Here is an 18,778-nt window from a genome sequence, read left to right on the forward strand (position 1 = left end):
CGCAACCTGACGCCTCTGCCTACAAGGAGCAACCATTCCATACAGGCAATGCTGCAAGTTGCGATTCCTTTCTCAGATCCCCGCCAACGCCAGATCCATCGCAAAGTAAGTGAAGATCAGATCCGCCCCGGCACGCTTGATCGCGCCAAGGCTTTCGCGGACCACGCGATCCTCATCGATCGCCCCAGCCTGGGCGCCGAACTTGATCATCGCGTATTCACCGCTGACCTGATACGCCGCCAATGGCAGGTTCGAGGCCTGGCGGATGTCGCGGATGATGTCGAGGTAGGCGCCGGCCGGTTTGACCATCAGCGCATCGGCGCCTTCCTGTTCATCGAGCAGCGATTCGCGCAGGGCTTCGCGGCGGTTCATCGGGTTCATCTGATAGCTTTTGCGGTCGCCCTTGAGCGCGCTGCCGCCGGCCTCGCGGAACGGGCCGTAGAGTGCCGAAGCGAATTTGGTCGAGTAGGCCATGATCGGAATCTGCGTGAAGCCGGCAGCGTCGAGCGCCTGGCGAATCGCGCGCACCTGGCCGTCCATCGCCGCCGACGGCGCAATCACGTCAGCACCGGCGCGGGCGGCCGCTACGGCTTGTTTACCGAGGTTGATCAGGGTCTGGTCATTGTCGACTTCGTGGTTGTGCATCACGCCGCAATGGCCGTGATCGGTGTACTCGCAGAAGCAGGTGTCGGACATCACGATCATTTCCGGCACGGCGTCCTTGGCAATGCGCGACATGCGCGACACCAGACCGTCTTCGCGCCAGGTGTCGCTGCCGTTGGCATCGAGATGATGGGACACGCCAAAGGTCATCACCGACTTGATCCCGGCACGGGCATAGCGCTCGATTTCACTGGCCAGTTTACGCTCGGGGATGCGCTGCACGCCGGGCATGCTGGTGATCGGCACGAAGTCGTCGATGTCTTCCTCGACGAAGATTGGCAGCACCAGATCGTTCAGGCTGAACTCGGTTTCCTGGAACAGACTGCGCAGGCTCGCATTGCGGCGCAGACGGCGGGGACGTGCTTCGGGGAACTGACTGGACATGGGGCCTTTCCTGAAAACAGCGGATGAGACGAAAGTCGTAGGGGGCGAAGCTTATGCCTTGCGGCGGGTGCGGGACAAACCTGGATCAATCAAGAGAGCGTTACCGCAGGTGCAATAATCCTTGTAGGAGCTGCCGAAGGCTGCGATCTCTTGATCTTGTTTTTTAGGATCAAAGTCAAAAGATCGCAGCCTTCGGCAGCTCCTACAGGGGGAACGCGGTGAGTCAGGACGGGATGGTCAGGCCACGAATGACTGCCGGGCGAGCTAGAAACCGCTCCAGCACTCGGGTGACGTTGGGGAAATTCTCAATCCCGACCAGATCCCCCGCCTCGTAAAATCCGAGCAGATTGCGCACCCACGGGAACGTGGCGATGTCGGCGATGGTGTAGCGCTCGCCCATGATCCAGTCGCGGCCTTCGAGGCGAGTGTTGAGCACATTCAGCAGGCGTTTGCTCTCCTCGACATACCGATCGCGGGGACGCTTGTCCTCGTAATCCTTGCCGGCAAATTTGTTGAAGAAACCGAGCTGGCCGAACATCGGGCCGATGCCGCCCATCTGCCACATCAGCCATTGGATGGTCTCGTAGCGCAGCGCGCCTTCCTGAGCGAGCAGCTGGCCGCTCTTGTCGGCCAGATAAATCAGGATCGCGCCGGATTCGAACAGCGGCAGCGGTTTATCTTCAGGGCCATGTGGGTCAAGGATCGCCGGGATCTTGTTGTTCGGGTTCAGCGAGAGAAATTCCGCCGAGGTCTGGTCGTTGGTGTCGAAACCGACGCGGTGCGGCTCGTAGGGCAAGCCGATCTCTTCGAGCATGATCGACACTTTGACGCCGTTGGGGGTCGGCAGGGAGTAGAGCTGAATCCAGTCCGGGTACTGCGCCGGCCATTTCTGAGTAATCGGGAATGCAGACAGATCGGTCATTGGAAGCATCCAGTCACAAATTGAAAACCGATCATAAAGTAGGCCTGCCGCTGCGCCTACACGAACCGTAACATCCTGTCGCTAACCTGCCTGCATGCCCGCAAAGGTTGCCGTTAGAGTGCTGCGCACTGGCCCGGATCGAACCAAACGGGCATTACAGGACTCTGAGTTATGCCTTTCTCGCAGAGGAAGCTGTTTATGACAGGGAAACACCCGGTGCTGGGAGCCCGCGGTGCAAAGGTTTGTCAGCCTTAACCGATTTTGCTGAAGAACCCTTGAATTGATGACGAACCTGATGAGTTTCGCCAAACGTTTCAAACATCGCGCGTACGTGGCCCTGCCCTCCCTGCTGGCAGTCAGCGCGCTTTTTCTGTCCCTCGAATCCAGCGAAAGCCGCGCCCAACCGGCGGACGGCACACAGACGCTGGTGTTCCTGCGCCACGCGGAAAAGCCCGAAGGCGGCCTCGGCCAGCTCAACTGCCAGGGCCTGAACCGCGCCATCGACCTGTCGACGCTGCTGCCGGAAAAATTCGGCAAGGCCGATTACGTATTCGCCGCCAACCCGACACGCAACGTCGAGGAAGGCGAGCTGGACAATTCCTACAGCTACATTCGTCCGCTGATGACCATCAGCCCGGCCGCGATCAAGCTCGGCCTGCCGGTGAACATCGAATTCTCTGCCAACGACACCAGCGATCTGGCCCGCGAGCTGCTGGATGAGAAGTACCACAACTCGACGATCTACACCGCCTGGTCCCACGGTTATCTGCCGGATCTGATCAACAAGGTCGCTGGCAACGCAGTGGGCGAGCGGCAGAAGATCACCGATGACTGGGCCGGCGATGACTTCGACTCGCTGTATGTGCTGACCCTGAAGTGGCACAACGGCAAGGCCAGTTTGCAGAGCCATGTCTACAAACAGGGGCTGGATAACGGCAAGGACACTTGCCCGACCTGAGTTTTGTATCGCCCGATCTTGCGTCTTCGCGAGCAGGCTCGCTCCCACAGGGGAACGCATTTCAACTGTGGGAGCGAGCCTGCTCGCGAAGAGGCCAGTTGCTTGCACCTCAAGCCTTCTGGCTCACCCGCTCGCGCAAATACTCGATCACCGCCTGACGCTCCCCGGCAAACTCGATCCGCCCGCCCTTCTTCTCGCGCTGGAATACATACATCGGGTCGTAGTACTCGCGCAGCAACACGCTTGTCCAATCGCGAAACAACTCGACCGAACCGCTAAGGGCCTGTTCGGCCAGTGCAGCCTCCATCTGACCGTACAGTCGTTGATAGCGCTCGCCACCCAGGCGACGCTGAATATTGTTCAGGCTGGCAATCAATCGCTCGGCATATAGGGCGAAACCCACCTGCTCGCCATGCAAGGCGACGAACTCGGCGTGCAGGTCAATCACGTAATCCTGCAGGATTCGCTCTACCCGATTCTCGAGGCTGTCTTCAAGCCAGACCAGCGGTGCCGCTTGCATGCCCCGGTACAGCGGCAACGGCAAGGCACAGCTGCCGACCACCCGACTCTCATCTTCCAGGACAAATTGCCCGATCCCGCGGGCGCGCTTTTTCAGCACATCGACAGCCAGGTGATTTTCGAAATCGATGTTGCCCGGTTGCCCGGTGGCGCGCTTGCCGAAACTCGAACCGCGGTGATTGGCATGGCCTTCCAGATCCAGACCATTGCTCAACTGCACCAGCACTTCGGTCTTGCCAGTACCGGTCATGCCACCGAGCAGAACCAGATCGCATTCGGCCACAGCCTGATCGACGGTTTCCAGGAGGAACGTGCGCATGGCCTTGTAGCCACCGCCCACACGCGGGTAATCGATGCCACCCTCGTCCTTGATCCATTGCTGGACGATCTGTGAACGCAGGCCACCGCGGAAACAATAGAGATAGCCGTCGGGGTGGTTACGGGCGAATTCGACCCAGCCCTGAATGCGTGCCTCCCGAACCTCGGCCGACACCAGCCGCTCACCCAGTGCAATCGCGGCTTGCTGCCCGTGCTGTTTGTAACAGGTGCCGACCTGTTCGCGCTCACGGTCGTTCATCAGCGGCAGATTGATCACACCCGGGAACGCGCCGTGGGAAAATTCAACCGGCGCGCGGACATCCATCATTGGCCGGTCGTTGAGGAAAATATCGCGGTAGTCGGTGCAGTCGCGGAGCATCAAATCACCTCGACCGCGTTCGTCTGTCGCTCAACCAGTTCGCCGATCGGCGCAAGGCTCAGGCCCAGTTCGGCGGCGACGCCGAGGAACTCGGCATTACCTTCAGGCGTGACCGCAATCAGCAGACCACCGCTGGTCTGCGGATCGCACAGCACGCGTTTGTGCAACTCCTGCACGCGGCCAACCTTGCTCGAATAGCTGTCGAAGTTGCGCAGCGTACCGCCCGGCACGCAGCCCTGATCGAGGTAGTACTCGACGCTGTCCAGACGCGGCACGCGGTCATAGGCGATGCGCGCGGTCAACTGGCTGCCGTCGGCCATTTCCACCAAGTGCCCGAGCAGGCCGAAACCGGTGACGTCGGTCATCGCCGTAACGCCGGCGAGTTTGCCGAAGCGGCTGCCAGGCTTGTTCAGGGTGCACATCCAGTCGCGGGCGACACCGACGTCGGCGGCGCGCAACTTGCCCTTCTTTTCCGCGGTAGTGAGGATGCCGATGCCCAACGGTTTGGTCAGGTACAACAGGCAACCGGCGGTAGCGGTGTCGTTGCGTTTCATGTGGCGCTTTTCCACGAGGCCGGTGACGGCGAGGCCGAAGATCGGCTCCGGCGCATCGATCGAATGCCCCCCCGCCAACGGAATGCCCGCCGCGTCGCACACCGAGCGACCGCCACGAATCACTTCCCGCGCCACCTCCGGCGCCAGCACATTCACCGGCCAGCCGAGGATCGCGATCGCCATCAACGGATCGCCGCCCATCGCGTAGATGTCGCTGATCGCGTTGGTCGCGGCGATGCGGCCGAAGTCGAACGGGTCATCGACAATCGGCATGAAAAAATCGGTGGTCGACACCACACCGCGCTCGGCATCGATCGCATACACCGCCGCGTCATCACGCGATGCATTGCCGACCCAGAGTTTTGGATCGAGGTTCTGTGCGCCGCTGCCGGCGAGGATCACTTCCAGCACCTGTGGGGAAATCTTGCAGCCACAACCGGCGCCATGGCTGTATTGGGTCAGACGAATCGGCTCGCTCATGGGAGAGTCTCTGGCAATGAATGGGGCGGATTCTAGCAGAGCGCGAGAGCGCAGATTTTTGTGCTGACCGAGCGGCCCCTTCGCGAGCAGGCTCGCTCCCACATTTGTACGGTGGTCTCCTGTGGGAGCGAGCCCGCTCGCGAAGGCAATCGAACCTGCCTGCACCGCCCAGTCAGCCCCGCCTGCAAACCTCAGCAAAAATCTGCGTAATCGGCCGATGCGGCTGGCGCTTGTGCATCCGCCGCACTTGTTCACTCAGTCGCAACAACTCTTCACTGGGCTTGGCCCATTGCTCTTCGGGCAGCGGCTCGGACCAGGCGCGCATGACTTCCGGCAACGCCTGTTTGTCGATTCTTTCCAGACGGCGCACTTCCCATTCAACCAGGCGATTGGGAATCGTCCATAAAGTCATGATGTGATACAGGTACCAAAAGAACCCCGAAAGCCGCGAGCGGCGGCCTTCACGGATCTGCTGATGCATCCGCGCCCGGGCGTTACGAAAAGTGTGCAGGCCTTCGTAGGGCGGGTCGTCCGGGCCTTGCAGATCCTGCAAATCCTGAATTGATTTGAGGTCGTTGACTTCGTACTCCATGTAGCCACGAATCGCTTCCCAATGACTGATCGCGAGCTCCAGGCCGGCGCATTGGAATTCCTGGCTTATGAGGGTTTCACCTTGGTAGAAACCGATGCCCATGCCGTATTGGCGGTGGATGCCGAACTGGGTGGCACCCTTGGCTTCGATGATCCAGGCGCTGAGCGACTCCCACGGGACAAAGACCGGCTCGGTGGCGCCTTCGGGCATGAAGCAGACTTCGCGGCGTTGACGGTTGAAGCGGGTTGGGATGAGGGAGAGACGTTTTTTGTGGTGGTGATGCCAGACACCAATACCGATGAGCAAGATCAAGGGACCGCAAATTAATTCATTTTCCAACGCCACTTCGAATACACCAACCATTGATTCCCAAATCGCCTCGTTTCCATAGCCAAAAAGAATCCCTAGCAAGCCCGTAAATAAAGGAATCAAAACGAGAACCATAAAAGTTCCTGCGGTCGTCGCGCCGAGAATTAGCTGCCATGGGAATACCTCCAGTGAGCCGAGACCAAAGTCCATGTATCCGTCATTGAACGCTCCGATATGAGGTCCGTAAGGCGGCATTGATGTAGGTAATGGCAACGGTGCGAGATAGGTAATCTTCCCGCTTGGGAACGGCTCAATATCGCCCGCTTTTTTTACCCTCTCATATTCCGAACTGGAAAGAGGATTACTACGATTATTCAGCATGGTCAGCCCATTCGAGGTATTGAGTTTCTACCAGCAAAACCGGAGGGTTGTCTTTAATTGAGCCGGGAGTTACTACAGCAAAATGACCGCTATCCAGAGGGTCAATATGAATCACGCGCGTTCTTGACTCCGCCCCACCTTTGCCATTGACGGTCTGGATACATATGGCAAGTTCGAGCGTTTCTTTTGCAGGCGTATAGTCAGAATCGGGACGGATGGGGTACTGAAGACAAAGCACCAAACCATCTGGTGATGACTTCACGATTCGCAGACTGCTCAATATCTCCTCACTGATGACTTCCTTGCGCACTTGCGGCACACCGCGACCATGCAGCGGTGCAACAAGTCGATGGGCGCCGATTCCCAAGCGTCGACTCGGTTTACCGTTTAACGGCGGCAGAAGATCGTTTAGCGCCAGCCTCGGCAGAACCAAATGAATATCACTGGGTTTGGCGCCAAATAATAAAGTCTTCAGCCAGGTGTCACTGGGATCAGGTCCTGATTGGGCGTAAGGAGCGTGTATCAAAAACGCCAGATAATTTTGATAGTCATCCAGGGAGTGGTCACCGCGCATCTCTTCATCACGGCTCCAGGGCGTGACTTTCAACCACTTATCGTGGGCAGAGAGGTTGTAGCGATGGAATAGCCACGTTCCGACGAATTCCAGCACGGTGAACAACGCACCGGCGAGATTGAAGCGAAAAAATACAGTAGAAAGACGTGTGCCAGCGGCAGCCCACGCCGCTGCGCGTGCCGAACTGTTCGCTGCAGTCAACACTTTAAAAGAAGCGTGAAAAGTGTTGCTCGCCCCATATCCGTTAGTTGCAACTATACCTGCGGCGCCCAACGTCGCCACCGCAGCCGCTTTCTGCTCAAATTGAGTGCCACTACGAATTGCATCTTGCCACTTTCGATCGCTAATTCTGAAGCTGGCAAACGAAGTTCTCAAACCCAGAACATAAGTAAACGCCCCCAACCCAACATGCAACTTCCCCATCTGCACATGAACCTGTCGCAGCGCTTCAACCTGCATGCTGGCAATAAGACTCGCGCTTCGAGCCTTGAGCGCCGTATCGGCAAGCCCTTGCGCAGCGGTAAATCCGGCTGCGCCTGTCGCGATTACGGCAGCAACAAAATCCGCTCGTTTCTTCCTGTCCCTCGTCTGCTTCATCACCTCTCGATAAGCCCCCACCAAATTCACCACCTGCACCAACACCACCAACAACCCCATCCCCTCCGTCCGCACCAGGCTCGCCTTCGAAACTCCCGCCACTCCCGCGCGAATGTTCTCCAGCAATCCTCGCAATTCCCCTTGCTGCGCCGGCGGAAACACCACCGTCAATCCCGCTTTCGCCGGGGTGGCGCCGTACAGCCGCGCCGAGCGATCCGGCAGTTCGTCGATCGGGCTTAACGCTGCCGCCAGTCTTCCTTCGAACAAGGCCAGTTGCGTGCGCACGCGGACGATTTCCTGCTGCAATTCCACCGCGCGGGCGGTTTTGTGGCCTTGGCGGTTTTTATTGTGGGTGAGCTGGTTGCGTTCGCGGTTGAGGGTTTTCAGGTAGTCGCGCTCGCGCAGCACTTCCTTGATCGTGGCTTGCAGCGCCGCTTGCTCCGCCGGGGTGGACACGGTGAAGGTCACGCCGCTGGTTCGCGCGGCGTCGAACACGCGCAGGCGCAGGGCTTTGGGCAGGCGCTGGAACAGTTCGTCGAGGTCGGGAATTTTCTCGCCGGCGAGATCAAAGCCTTCCAGCGCCCGGCTCAGGCCGAGGTTCAGCGCCGGGCTGTAGGTGTCCTGCACGGCATCGGCGAGGACGCGGCTGTGTGCCGGCAGATCATCCAGCGCGGGCAGCTGCGGCTGCTCGATGCTCTGCAATTTGGCCAGCCAGTCCGGCAGGTTGTTGAACATCGCCATGCCGGCGTTGAACAGCGTTGAATATTGCCCGGCCTGTTCGGTCTGCAAACGCAGCGACAAGGTGTAGAACAACGGGCGGGTCAGTTGCGGGTGTTGTTCGAGGTAATCGAGCATTTGTTCGTTGGCCGCGTCGCTGCGGCCGATGTCCTTGAGGCAGGCGTATTCGCTGGCGAGCGCCTGATCGATCTGCACTTGACCGTCGAAATACCACGCCGAGCGATGGAAACGCCCGGCGCACAGCAGTTGCGCGCGATCGGCGGTGATGCGTTCGAGCAGGCGATTCCAGCGTCCGAGGTTGTCGCGATGACTGTTCAGAACCTCGTCCATCGCCGGGCGGTCGATCAGGTCGTTGATGCCGCGTTTGCCGCTGAGCAACGGGCCGTCGAGCACGTCTCTCATGCGTCGGTTCTGATCCTTGCCGAGGTCGACCAGTGTGTTCAGGTGGCGCTCGACGAAGTCGGCCGGGGCGACTTCAGCAAAATATTCGCGGGTGTAAAAGCGTCGGTCCGCCTCGGCGGTGACGCGAGCGTGCGCGGTGAAATCAGGGGCGACGCCATCAAAGCGGTTCAGCGCCAATGACTCGTCTAAAGCCTTTTCGCGCTGTTGCTGCAGTTCAGGTCGAGCCTGGGTATCGGTCGGGACAACCTCACCACCTTTGTTCAAATACTCGAGCAGCGCCTGCCGGGTATTTTCCCGATCCGGCTCGGGCAATTGCTCCAGTTCAGCAAACAATGCCTGGGCGCGCGGATCGTCGCTGGCCTTGGCCAGGGTGTCGAAATCCTGAGCGCCCAACTGGCTCAGCGACTCGATGTAGCTGGCCAGCAGATAGTCGCGCTCGTTGTTGTCGGTGTTGCTCCACTGCTCGATCCAGCCGACTACCAGGTCCTGATAATCGGCCAGATCGCGCATCACCCCGAGGTCGTCGTTGACCAGCAGAAACAGCGTGTCGTCCTGATAAGGCCCGCGCACCCGACCAAGAAATTCGCCGATATGCGCCTCGCGAAAACGTCGTGGGTTTTCCCACAGATAGGGTTCGCGTTCGTGCTCCGGCGCATCGCTGACCTGCACCGCCGGCATCCGCGTGGCGTCTGCCTCGGCCAGCGGTTTCGCTGTGCAGGCCACTTCCGCCAGCCACTGTTTCGCCTGAGCCACGGTGAGCAAATGCTCGCCGCCGATCAGACAATGCACCGGGCCGAGATCGACGGCCTGCATGAAGTGCTCGCGTTCCTCCGCGCTGTCCAGCACCTGTCGGCATTTCGCCGCGCTCAACTGCACATCGGCGAAGGTCACGTAGAGCGTGCTTTTGCGCGAGAAGATCAACGCCGGACGTTCTTCGATGGCGCTGCGCTGATCCTCGCTGACGCTTTTGCCGCGATGCAGCAATGCGCTGATGACGCCTTCCAGCACGCGGTATTCGTAGAGCTCGCCGCTGAGACTGTCGACGATGTACAGCCAACCGTCGCGCAGGCGGCGGATGCCCATGGGGCGCGTGGTCAGGGTGTACGGCAGCGTGATTTCGGTGCTGGGGTCGAAGGGTTTTTCCACCAGGCCGTACGCGAGGGGCAACAGTTGCACGTGGGTGTTGCGCAAGGGGCAGGCGGCGGGTGCACCAATGGGCGCTTTCGAGGCGGCTAACGCATCGAGGTTGGCGGGGTGGTTCATGATTGATGTCTCTCAGAGGCCCATCGAAAGGCTATTGCAGCGGCAATCGCAACGCGCTCGCCGGGGGATTGCAGCGAAGGTGTGTGCATCAGCTGATGGATCTGCGGATGCCGACTGCACGCTGCATCGTCCAGCCATGCCACCACGTTGGCGTACAGCAGAATCTCGGACGGGCTGCTCAAGGCAAGCTCGCTGGCATGGGCGTGGATGCGTTCCAGCAATTGCCAACGTTCAACTGCCGTGTCCCCGGCATGAAAGTCAGGAAAGTGCTTGAGCAGATGGGTATCGATGTCGAGCAACACCCGCCGCCGATCCACCCGATCCAGCGCGGCATCCTGCTCCGCACTCAACCGATACGGCGCCACCAGCGCCCCACCCTGCCCGTGCCGAGGTCGCTGACAGTGCCAGACTCCCCGCGCGCCATCCGCCGTGACCACGCACCCCAGCGGCCCGAACAGACTCGCATCGCCGCTGGCAAACAGCGCCTGCGCCACGGCGGCATCCGCCAGCCGCAACAACACCGGCGAGCCGACCGGCAACTCGACGATCAGCAACTGACGCAAGTGCGCGACGATTTCATGCGCCGGCGCGGCGCTGAACAACAGCACGCCCCATTCCTGTTGGGCGTGCTGGCGATAAAACCGCGCTACCGGATCGTCAGCGTCAGCGAGCGCCACCAGCAGCGGCGAGACGTCACGCAGGGCCGAAAACGGTGGCTGGTCGTATAGCGCAAAAGCGTTGGCGGCGGGGTCGAGCCTTCGCAGTTGCGCCGGCAAATCGGCGATCGTCGCACCGTCGAGCAGCACAAACGCCTGCTGCTCAGCCCACGGCAAACCTTCAGGCCAATCCGTCAAAAGGCTCATGCCTGGGCTGCCTCGCAGATCAGGCAACGCGAGGTCCGCGTGGTCAGCAGCGCATGCCGTTGCTGCACGGCATCGAACGTCGCCTTGAGCAACGGCGCGGCCCCCGGCAGCAAGGGTTCCGCTGGCAGACACACCGTCGGCGCCCCGCCCTGCACCACCGGCACACTGCTGAAAATGCCGGCGGCGCCGACCGTCAGCCAATGCCCGCCAGCAGCCAGGGTGATCTGCAGGCCACTGTTGAAAACCACCTGCTCGCCCGCGCCGAAATGCAGCTGCTGCGCGGCACTGACGCGCTGGCTGGCGACCCGCACATGCTGCTCGCCCTGCACCCACAGATGATCGTCCTGCTTGAGTTCAGTCAGGCGATTGCCATGGGTCAGATGATGTTCTTCGTCGCGCAACTCAAGGCTGGAGACGCCGCCAATCACTTGGCTGTGCAGGTTGTCGATCTGCACACGCAAGTCATTGAGCACGTGCTGCACCAAGTCGCGCTGCGCCCTGATGGAGATTTCTTCCGCGCCTTGCCGGTCCTCGATGCGCAGTTCGTTGTAACCACCGCCACCGGGACTGCTCTGGCTGCGCCAGATGCTACGCGTCTGTTGCGCCGGCAGGTCCAGTGGCACCGGGGTTTCGGCGTTGGGCAGGCAGGCGAGCACATGCGGTTTGTCCGGATCGCCATCGGTGAACCCCACCAGCACTTCCATACCGACGCGAGGAATCTGCACGCTGCCGTAGCGGTCATGTGCCCAGGCAGTGGCCACGCGCAGCCAGCAACTTGACTGTTCATCACGCTGGCCGTCGCGATCCCAGAGCATTTGCACTTTCACGCGGCCGTAGGCATCGCTGTAGATTTCTTCGCCGGGCGGGCCGGTCACCACCGCCAGCTGACTGCCGCTGACGCGCGGTTTGACATGCCTGAGCTGCGCGCGAAACACCACGTCCCACGGCGTCGCGACGAAATGGTTGCGATAGCCCTGACTGAAACCATCTGCGTCAGCCTGCTCGGTGAACGCTTCCTCGAGCACTTGCGGCTGTTTGCCGATGTGCTCGACCTCGGTCAGCAACCATAAATCGTTGCAGTCGGCGCGCGAGTAATCCGCCATGGTCATGAAACTGCCGCCGCGCATCAGCGCCTGATTGCTGCGCCCGTTAGCCAGACGATAGTCGGCACCATGGCGCTCCAGCGCACGCTGGCTGAGGTGCTTGCCGCGCTCGCGATGGGTGAACTGCCCGGGAAACTCATAATCTTCCAGCAGCGGAAACCGCGCTGCACTGACCTTGGCGTCCAACTGCACCGCAGGCTTTTCGAAGTGATAATCGCGGCGCTCGACGAGGTTGGAGCGTGGCTCCAGGCGCACAGTGAACTGGTCGATAACCGGCGCATCGGCAACCAGGCCGTTGCCCTGCACATAGCGCGTCGTCACGTCGTGTTTGAGGAACGCCGTTTGATCGTCGCCGAACACCAACAGGTGCGCCTCACGGCGGTGGCGGAAGTGAAAGTGCAGGCCCTCCTCTTCGCACAGCCTCTGGATGAAGTGCAGATCGGATTCCTGGTATTGCACGCAATACACCCGCGCCGGGTACTCGGCGCTGAGCTGAAAACACCAGGCATCGGCCTGCATGCCGTGATCGCTCAACACATTGGCGATGATCTGCGGCACGCTCAGGTTCTGGAAAATCCGCTGATTGCGCCGATGCGCGAGGTAGGCAAGATGCGGCGCCAGGGTGATCTGGTAACGGCTCAGCCGAACACCGCAATCACCCTGACCGACCCGATAGACCAGCCCGTGCATGCCGCTACCGTCGGCACCGAAACAGAGAAAGGCCGGCCGATGCAGCAAGCCTTCCAGATCCACATCGGGCCGCTCGCTGACCAGCTCGAGATCCAGTTCGTAGGTCTGGTTGAGCACTTCCCGGGTGCGAAAACCGAACACTTGAAGATCGTGGGCAACGCCTTCTATCTCGAGAGTGAAAACAACGGGCCTGCCAGCGATGCGCATCCACCTGTCCCTGTGTCTGATTGAAAGACGGGACTGTGCAACGGTGCACTGCAATGGGTGAAGTCAGAGGTTTCCCTGTTTTGCCGGTCTGCGAGCGAAAAGGACGTGGCCCACAGAGAAGCGGCCTGGATCCTACGGAAATGATCCCGAATCCTATGCCTTTCCACTGTGGGAGCGAGCCTGCTCGCGAAAGCGGTGTGTCAGTCGGCGAATGTTTAACTGATCCACCGTCATCGCGAGCAGGCTCGCTCCCACAGGGATTTGCGTGAGTCAGGGCAGCAAAATGATCTTGTCGCCACCGCCCTGATTGACCTCTTCATAGCGCGCCGGCCCTTCAGCCAGCGGCACTTGCATCAGGCCCTGCGGCAGCGGCAAGCGATCCTCATCGAAGAAGCGCCCGAACTGCTCGAGCATCGCCGCGCACGCCTCGACGCCGTACAACAACGAGTTGATCCCGACCACCGAGCCGCCCTTGCGATACAGCGCCAGCGCCGGCAATTGCACATGGCCGTCGACCGGTGCGGCGATGATGGCGATGCGGCCGAAGGTCGCCAGTGCCGCCACCGAGGCGGGCAGCCAGAAACCGGTGGTGTCGAAGATCACATCGGCGCCGCCGCGATACACCGCGTTGACCTGGGAACCGAGGTCTTCTGGCTTATCCAGTTGAATCGTCTGATAGCCCTGCTGCTGCAGATCGGCTACCTGCTCGGGCCGGCGCGCCGCCGCCAGCAATTGCGCGCCGCGCACTTTTGCCAGGGCCAAAGCCGCGGTTGCCACTGCCCCGCCGCCGATCACCAGCAAGCGCGTGTCGGCGCTGACCAGGCTGCGTTCCAGCGCATCCCACGCCGTGGTGTACGGCACGCCAAGGCTGGCCGCCTGAGCGAAACTCAAATGCGCCGGTTTGTGCGCCACGCCACGGGCCGGCAATTTGACGAATTGCGCATGTGCGCCGTCGGCGAAGAAGCCCAGCTCGCGCCCGGTACCCCAGACTTCCTGACCGATCAACGCTTGCGGCCCCTCGACCACCACCCCGGCAAAATCCCGCCCCGGAACCCGTGGCAGTGTGGTGTAGGGAAAACGCCCGAGGACGTTTTTCACATCGCTGGGATTGAGCCCGGCAGCCTTGATCTGCACCAGCACTTCATCGGCGCCGGGCACCGGGGTCGGAACGTCGACGAAACGCAGGGAAGACAGGTCGCCGGTCTGATCGAATTGCAACGCTTTCATGGGCACATCCACCGAAAAGAAAAAGGAAATTCAGGACACCCAGCCAGCGACCAGTTGCCGGCCCAACGGCCACAACTGCTCACCGGCCAACATGCCGAGCAGACCGACCAGCGCGATGGCCGGTGGGGCGGGAGAACGGAAATCGAGCGCGCCGTAGAGCAGGCCGACGCCCAGGCCGATGGCCAGAGAAATGAGGTAGTTCATGAAAGGAACTCCGCCGCGATAAGTGATGGGCAGAGTCTAGGGAAACGGGCGGAGCGGTATCGGCCAAGGACTTCTGAATTTCGGACAAACCTTCTGCAGCCGCCATAGAACCGTGTGGGAGCGAGCCTGCTCGCGAATGCGGTCTTCCAGTCAGCACTTCATTGCCTGGTGCAAAGCTTTCGCGAGCAGGCTCGCTCCCACATGGATCTGTTCAAGTTGCCGAGAATTGCGAAGGCGCTACGCCAAGTTCCCGGCGAAACATGTCGCTGAAACTGCTCGGTGAATAACCCAGTTCGCGAGCAATGACGCTCACCGCCACGCCTTGAATCAACGCCGCCACCGCCGTCGCCAACTGCACCTGCCGTCGCCATTCGGCGAAGCCCATGCCGAGGCTGTCCTTGAACAACCGCGCCAGGGTGCGCACGCTGGCCCCGGCGTTCTGCGCATGCTGCTCGAACGGGATCTCCAGCGACGGCGCGGCCATCACCGCCTGACACAGATTCATCAGACGCCGGTCGGACTCGTCCGGCAGTGGAATCTTCAACTGCGAACGCCTGGCCCGGCGCAGTTCCAGCAATGCCAGCCCGACCAGTGCATCGTAATACTCAGCCTCGCCGTCATCGCCCTGCGCCACCAGTCCGACGATCAACTCGCGCAGCAGACCACCGACTTCGATCACCTGCACCGTCGCATCCAGCGTCGCCGCCAGCGCCGGGCGCAGGTAGATATTGCGCATCTGCAAATCCGACACCACCCGAATCCCGTGCGGCACCCCCGGCGGCAACCACACCGCCCGCTGCGGCGGCACCACCAGCGCTTCGTGCGGGGTTTCGACCCACATCACCCCGCTCATCGCATACAGCAACTGCCCCCAGACATGCTCGTGCGGCTCGATGAACAAACCACGCGGATAGGTTCGCGCCAGCGGTTGCACGGGCACATCGGTGTCGGTCAGATCAGGGGGCGCGGCGAGGGCCATGGCGAGCATTCACAGGGGGTTGGCGAAGCCGCCATGGTAACCAGCACGCCGCGCACTCGCCAACGATAGATACCGTCGGACAATCCGAATGAATTTTCCCGGCACAGCGCGATCCGTTTAATACCACAGGGAGGAATTCGGGCTTTATGAACAACGCAAAACTTTACGTCATCGACTACACACTGCATGGCACCCCCAAGTCGTTCATTATCCGCTCGGACAAAATGGACAACGCCGAAGCCTGGCATTGGGCAAGCTGCGACGCGGGCGTGGGTCGCATCCCGCGCTTCGGCCGCGAGAAAGTGCAAAAGACCAGCAAACCGATGGCAGAAAAATTCGGTCTGGAAAACGTCACCTGGCGCCAGACCAACTGACCCCACCGCCTCCACCGCAGGCTTGGCAATCGACAGGGGGAATCGACCGATGACCGACACTTATCACACGGCCCGACTGGACTACGGCCTGACCACCTTCTTCGGCCAGATCACCAAAACGGTGAATTGCGCAGTCGCACTGGAAACGGTCGCGGATGACCCTTACCGCTTCACCTTGTGCGTCCAGGCACCGGTACCGGAAGACCTCCACCAAGCCAAGGTTGTGGTGGTCAAGGTCGAAGGGCGAACACTGCAAGGCACGGTGAGGCACTTTGAACGACAGGAAGACGACAGTCTGAAAATGGAAGTGGAGCCTGATTAGGCTCCACTTTTTTTTGCCGCGCTTATTTCGGATGAGCGCAACCGCAGCCCTTCATCGCACATTCTTCACCGTGTTTGTGGTGATGAGCGCAAGCCTCGCAGCAATAGTGTTTACCGTGTACAGCGTAGGAATGTTCGCCTTCTTTGATCGTGCAGTTGCAGCCCGGGCAGTCGCATTTTTTATCGGACATGGGACAGACTCCTTGCGTAGTGGTTGTCTGAGGCTTGAGTGGTAAGCCGTAAGGGACAGTGTAGAAGGTGGTGTTGCAGGCTGACCAACTGTTGAGAGATTGGGCGACGCAGAGATGGCTTTCGCGAGCAGGCTCGCTCCAACAAAACAGCAAAAGCAAAAGATCGCAGCCTTCGGCAGCTCCTACACACAATGAGCGCAAGCTCGAGTACCGCCCTTGATCTTGCCGTGCCGGCCCCATCGGCAGGCTGAGCGAAGGGATTGATCCGGGCGTGGGAGCGCAGCGACCGTTTGGCGCAGCCAAACACAGCGAGTGTAGGTGCAGCGAAGCAAACCGGAGCCGCTGCGCCAGGATCGATCCCGCAGCGAAGGAACCCCGAGCCCCAGCGAGCGGGCCGAACGCCGGGGCCAAGCCTTTTGGTTACTTTTTGGCGTCTGAAAAAGTGACCCGCTGTAAGAGCGGAACCGTAATCAGCAACAACCGCAGCAACGGATATGTACTCAAATCCAATCACTCAGAACGCAAACTGCTCCGATACATAAACACCAAAGCCACCGCCAGACACACCATCGCCAACATCCGACTCGCAGACAAGCCGATCGCCGGATTCCCCAACCAGCCAAAATTGTCGATCAACATCCCCATCCCCAACTGCCCGACAATCACCGCCACCGTCGCCACAGCCGTCCCGACCACCGGCACCGCGCCAACCATCACCATCATGTACACCACACCAAACAGCGCCCCGGTCAACTGCCACTTCGGCACCTCAAGCAGACTCACCGCCTGCGCCGGCTCGAAAAACAGAATCAACAACCCGGTCACCACCGCGCCCACCGCAAAGGTCAGCAGACTGCTACGCAGCACCCCCACCGTTTCACCCAGACGACCATTGATCGCGGCCTGCACACTCAACACCGCACCGGCCAGTACCACCACCGCCAACAAAATCACCAGACCCATCACTCACCCCCGCGCAATCAGAACCAAAGCCACCACAATCAAGCCCAACGCCAGCCAGCGCTCGCCGTTGACCTTCTTGCGCGTCGCGCCGAACCAGCCGAAATGGTCGATCAGCACACTCTTGCCGACCTGACCGGACAAAATCGCGATCATCGTCATGGCAATGCCGATATGCGGCGTCGCCAGCGTCAACACCACCACGTAGATCGGCCCGAGAAAACCGCCGATCAACTGCCAGCGCGGCAACTGGGTCAGCGCCGGACCTTTCTGTGGGCCGGCGAACAGCAAGAGCAAAAACAGAATTGCCGAACCCACGCCGAAGATGCTCAACGTCGCCCACAAATGCCCGACCTGCTCACCCAGCGGCCCGAGCAAACCAGCCTCGACCGACAAGCCCATACCAGCGAGAATCACCAGCGGCAGCAACAGCAGACGCAACACCGATCTTTTTAGCGGTGCAGCAACCACCCCTTCATTCAACGTCTGCATACATAACCTTCCACGCTCAAAAACAATGGCGCGGATTATCGGCTGGCGCCGCTGTGCGATAAATGGGAGCATCCGGACAACACTTTTGCGCAACACGCACAGCGAGACACGGCATGCACGGGCTCAACGAACTCGGATTCAAAGCGTTAAGGCTGTTTGTGGCGGTCCTCGACCACGGCAGTTTTTCCGAAGTCGCCCGCCGCGAAGGGGTCGCGCCCTCCTCCATTTCGCGGCAGATCCAGTTGATGGAACAGGCGCTGAACCAGCAATTGCTCTACCGCCACACCCGCGCCGTCACGCCGACCGAAGCCGGGCGCACGCTCGGCCACCATGCGCGGTTGCTGCTGGTGCAATTGGAAGAAGCCGAGCAGGCGTTGCAGGAACAGCAAAGCGAGCCCACCGGACTGGTGCGCATCAACGCCCCGGTGGTGTTTGGCCAACGCCATCTGACGCCTTGGCTCGGCCAGCTCTGCGCGCGCTATCCGAAGCTGCAACTGGATATCCAGCAAACCGACCATTACGTCGACCCGCTACAGGAAGGCGCCGACCTGCTGTTTCGCATCGGCGCGCTGCACGATTCGAGCATGCAGGCACGCATTCTGGCGCCGCACCGTTTTCAGGTCGCCGCCAGCCCGGCCTACCTCAAACGCCACGGCAGGCCGCAGCACCCGGACGAACTCGCGCAGCATCAGTGCCTGGCCTATAAAGGCGCGGCCGGTCAGCAGCGTTGGTTTTTCCGCCGCGACGGCGAGGACTGGACGCCATACACGGTCAGAGGCCCGATCACCGGCAACCACGCCGACACCCTGACCCAGGCCGCCCAGCAAGGCTTAGGGCTGGTGATGTTTCCGTCGTGGCTGATTGGCGAAGCGGTGCGCGAGGGCACGCTGGTGCCGGTGCTGAGGGAGTATCAGGTGTCGAACAGCCTGGAACCGCAGCAGATCGCGGTGCTGTGGCCGGGGAGTCGGCGGTTGTCGGTGAAGGTGAGGACGGTGATTGATTTTTTTGTCGAGTGCTTTGGCGAGATTCCCTATTGGGACAGAGCCTGAAGATCAAGAGCCCCTCACCCTAGCCCTCTCCCTGAGGGAGAGGGAACCGACCGAGGTGTCCCACCTACTGCATCGACCTGAAAAA

Annotated in this window: 18 protein-coding genes; 4 read left to right on the top strand and 14 right to left on the bottom strand. The window is 60.7% G+C overall.

Going from position 1 to position 18,778, the window contains the following annotated elements:
* Positions 1-72 precede the first annotated feature (72 nt).
* Together hemB and ACZ9BE_RS14965 are read right to left on the bottom strand one after the other, a co-directional pair.
* Complete coding sequence (gene hemB, locus ACZ9BE_RS14960; RefSeq protein ID WP_016775388.1) at positions 73-1,047, bottom strand: porphobilinogen synthase; 975 nt, start codon at positions 1,045-1,047, stop codon at positions 73-75.
* A 223-nt stretch (positions 1,048-1,270) separates the two neighbouring features.
* A complete protein-coding gene (locus ACZ9BE_RS14965) occupies positions 1,271-1,969 on the bottom strand; it encodes a glutathione binding-like protein (RefSeq protein ID WP_041477217.1) in 699 nt (232 codons plus the stop codon).
* Positions 1,970-2,252: 283 nt separating this feature from the next.
* Here ACZ9BE_RS14965 and ACZ9BE_RS14970 point away from each other — a divergent pair, with 283 nt between their 5' ends.
* Positions 2,253-2,927 carry a hypothetical protein gene (locus ACZ9BE_RS14970; protein ID WP_024013504.1) on the top strand — a complete coding sequence of 225 codons (675 nt, stop codon included), beginning with the start codon at positions 2,253-2,255 and terminating at the stop codon, positions 2,925-2,927.
* 109 nt (positions 2,928-3,036) lie between these two features.
* On the opposite strand, the gene mnmH is transcribed toward ACZ9BE_RS14970, so the two are convergent.
* The 9 genes from mnmH to ACZ9BE_RS15015 form a co-directional block, all read right to left on the bottom strand.
* On the bottom strand, positions 3,037-4,143 hold the full coding sequence (gene mnmH, locus ACZ9BE_RS14975; RefSeq protein ID WP_460143504.1) for a tRNA 2-selenouridine(34) synthase MnmH: 1,107 nt from the start codon (positions 4,141-4,143) through the stop codon (positions 3,037-3,039).
* Positions 4,143-5,177: a selenide, water dikinase SelD gene (gene selD / locus ACZ9BE_RS14980; protein ID WP_073471375.1), complete on the bottom strand. Its 1,035-nt coding sequence runs from the start codon at positions 5,175-5,177 to the stop codon at positions 4,143-4,145. The genes mnmH and selD overlap by 1 nt, the downstream gene beginning before the upstream one ends.
* Before the next feature lie 172 nt (positions 5,178-5,349).
* The gene (locus ACZ9BE_RS14985) at positions 5,350-6,459 is read right to left on the bottom strand and encodes a hypothetical protein (protein ID WP_476249631.1); all 1,110 of its coding nucleotides are present in this window, start codon (positions 6,457-6,459) and stop codon (positions 5,350-5,352) included.
* Complete coding sequence (locus ACZ9BE_RS14990) at positions 6,449-10,033, bottom strand: toxin VasX (RefSeq protein WP_476249632.1); 3,585 nt, start codon at positions 10,031-10,033, stop codon at positions 6,449-6,451. Before ACZ9BE_RS14990 ends, ACZ9BE_RS14985 begins: the two co-directional genes overlap by 11 nt.
* On the bottom strand, positions 10,030-10,896 hold the full coding sequence (locus ACZ9BE_RS14995; protein WP_476249633.1) for a DUF4123 domain-containing protein: 867 nt from the start codon (positions 10,894-10,896) through the stop codon (positions 10,030-10,032). Before ACZ9BE_RS14995 ends, ACZ9BE_RS14990 begins: the two co-directional genes overlap by 4 nt.
* The gene (tssI, locus tag ACZ9BE_RS15000) at positions 10,893-12,896 is read right to left on the bottom strand and encodes a type VI secretion system tip protein TssI/VgrG (protein WP_476249634.1); all 2,004 of its coding nucleotides are present in this window, start codon (positions 12,894-12,896) and stop codon (positions 10,893-10,895) included. The genes ACZ9BE_RS14995 and tssI overlap by 4 nt, the downstream gene beginning before the upstream one ends.
* A 270-nt stretch (positions 12,897-13,166) precedes the next feature.
* Complete coding sequence (locus ACZ9BE_RS15005) at positions 13,167-14,123, bottom strand: quinone oxidoreductase family protein (RefSeq protein WP_150634877.1); 957 nt, start codon at positions 14,121-14,123, stop codon at positions 13,167-13,169.
* Between the two features lie 30 nt (positions 14,124-14,153).
* Positions 14,154-14,327: a DUF1427 family protein gene (locus tag ACZ9BE_RS15010; protein ID WP_081932387.1), complete on the bottom strand. Its 174-nt coding sequence runs from the start codon at positions 14,325-14,327 to the stop codon at positions 14,154-14,156.
* A 211-nt stretch (positions 14,328-14,538) separates the two neighbouring features.
* Positions 14,539-15,315, bottom strand: a complete 777-nt coding sequence (locus tag ACZ9BE_RS15015) for an AraC family transcriptional regulator (RefSeq protein ID WP_056791359.1) — start codon at positions 15,313-15,315, stop codon at positions 14,539-14,541.
* A gap of 137 nt (positions 15,316-15,452) precedes the next feature.
* Here ACZ9BE_RS15015 and ACZ9BE_RS15020 point away from each other — a divergent pair, with 137 nt between their 5' ends.
* Together ACZ9BE_RS15020 and ACZ9BE_RS15025 are read left to right on the top strand one after the other, a co-directional pair.
* Positions 15,453-15,680, top strand: coding sequence for a DUF6555 family protein (locus ACZ9BE_RS15020; protein ID WP_016775403.1), 228 nt, complete (start codon positions 15,453-15,455; stop codon positions 15,678-15,680).
* A gap of 49 nt (positions 15,681-15,729) precedes the next feature.
* Positions 15,730-16,002 carry a hypothetical protein gene (locus ACZ9BE_RS15025; protein WP_056791362.1) on the top strand — a complete coding sequence of 91 codons (273 nt, stop codon included), beginning with the start codon at positions 15,730-15,732 and terminating at the stop codon, positions 16,000-16,002.
* A gap of 22 nt (positions 16,003-16,024) precedes the next feature.
* Here ACZ9BE_RS15025 and ACZ9BE_RS15030 read toward each other — a convergent pair whose 3' ends face one another.
* The 3 genes from ACZ9BE_RS15030 to ACZ9BE_RS15040 form a co-directional block, all read right to left on the bottom strand.
* On the bottom strand, positions 16,025-16,192 hold the full coding sequence (locus tag ACZ9BE_RS15030; protein ID WP_016775405.1) for a metallothionein: 168 nt from the start codon (positions 16,190-16,192) through the stop codon (positions 16,025-16,027).
* A 510-nt stretch (positions 16,193-16,702) separates the two neighbouring features.
* Positions 16,703-17,155: a DMT family transporter gene (locus tag ACZ9BE_RS15035; RefSeq protein WP_476249635.1), complete on the bottom strand. Its 453-nt coding sequence runs from the start codon at positions 17,153-17,155 to the stop codon at positions 16,703-16,705.
* 3 nt (positions 17,156-17,158) lie between these two features.
* The gene (locus tag ACZ9BE_RS15040; RefSeq protein ID WP_095182149.1) at positions 17,159-17,644 is read right to left on the bottom strand and encodes a DMT family transporter; all 486 of its coding nucleotides are present in this window, start codon (positions 17,642-17,644) and stop codon (positions 17,159-17,161) included.
* Between the two features lie 113 nt (positions 17,645-17,757).
* On the opposite strand from ACZ9BE_RS15040, the gene ACZ9BE_RS15045 reads away from it, so the two are divergent.
* Complete coding sequence (locus ACZ9BE_RS15045) at positions 17,758-18,693, top strand: LysR family transcriptional regulator (protein ID WP_476249636.1); 936 nt, start codon at positions 17,758-17,760, stop codon at positions 18,691-18,693.
* Positions 18,694-18,778: the final 85 nt, after the last annotated feature.

Source organism: Pseudomonas sp. TE9122 (assembly GCF_056278925.1).

Excerpts from the sequence above, each read along its gene's own strand:
- ACZ9BE_RS14985 (WP_476249631.1), bottom strand. The coding sequence starts at position 6,459 with ATGCTGAATAATCGTAGTAATCCTCTTTCCAGTTCGGAATATGAGAGG.
- ACZ9BE_RS15035 (WP_476249635.1), bottom strand. The coding sequence starts at position 17,155 with ATGGGTCTGGTGATTTTGTTGGCGGTGGTGGTACTGGCCGGTGCGGTG.
- ACZ9BE_RS15020 (WP_016775403.1), top strand. The coding sequence starts at position 15,453 with ATGAACAACGCAAAACTTTACGTCATCGACTACACACTGCATGGCACC.
- ACZ9BE_RS15015 (WP_056791359.1), bottom strand. The coding sequence starts at position 15,315 with ATGCTCGCCATGGCCCTCGCCGCGCCCCCTGATCTGACCGACACCGAT.
- ACZ9BE_RS15025 (WP_056791362.1), top strand. The coding sequence starts at position 15,730 with ATGACCGACACTTATCACACGGCCCGACTGGACTACGGCCTGACCACC.
- ACZ9BE_RS14965 (WP_041477217.1), bottom strand. The coding sequence starts at position 1,969 with ATGACCGATCTGTCTGCATTCCCGATTACTCAGAAATGGCCGGCGCAG.
- ACZ9BE_RS15030 (WP_016775405.1), bottom strand. The coding sequence starts at position 16,192 with ATGTCCGATAAAAAATGCGACTGCCCGGGCTGCAACTGCACGATCAAA.
- mnmH (WP_460143504.1), bottom strand. The coding sequence starts at position 4,143 with ATGCTCCGCGACTGCACCGACTACCGCGATATTTTCCTCAACGACCGG.
- ACZ9BE_RS15045 (WP_476249636.1), top strand. The coding sequence starts at position 17,758 with ATGCACGGGCTCAACGAACTCGGATTCAAAGCGTTAAGGCTGTTTGTG.
- ACZ9BE_RS14970 (WP_024013504.1), top strand. The coding sequence starts at position 2,253 with ATGACGAACCTGATGAGTTTCGCCAAACGTTTCAAACATCGCGCGTAC.
- ACZ9BE_RS15040 (WP_095182149.1), bottom strand. The coding sequence starts at position 17,644 with ATGCAGACGTTGAATGAAGGGGTGGTTGCTGCACCGCTAAAAAGATCG.
- selD (WP_073471375.1), bottom strand. The coding sequence starts at position 5,177 with ATGAGCGAGCCGATTCGTCTGACCCAATACAGCCATGGCGCCGGTTGT.
- tssI (WP_476249634.1), bottom strand. The coding sequence starts at position 12,896 with ATGCGCATCGCTGGCAGGCCCGTTGTTTTCACTCTCGAGATAGAAGGC.
- hemB (WP_016775388.1), bottom strand. The coding sequence starts at position 1,047 with ATGTCCAGTCAGTTCCCCGAAGCACGTCCCCGCCGTCTGCGCCGCAAT.
- ACZ9BE_RS14990 (WP_476249632.1), bottom strand. The coding sequence starts at position 10,033 with ATGAACCACCCCGCCAACCTCGATGCGTTAGCCGCCTCGAAAGCGCCC.
- ACZ9BE_RS14995 (WP_476249633.1), bottom strand. The coding sequence starts at position 10,896 with ATGAGCCTTTTGACGGATTGGCCTGAAGGTTTGCCGTGGGCTGAGCAG.
- ACZ9BE_RS15010 (WP_081932387.1), bottom strand. The coding sequence starts at position 14,327 with ATGAACTACCTCATTTCTCTGGCCATCGGCCTGGGCGTCGGCCTGCTC.
- ACZ9BE_RS15005 (WP_150634877.1), bottom strand. The coding sequence starts at position 14,123 with ATGAAAGCGTTGCAATTCGATCAGACCGGCGACCTGTCTTCCCTGCGT.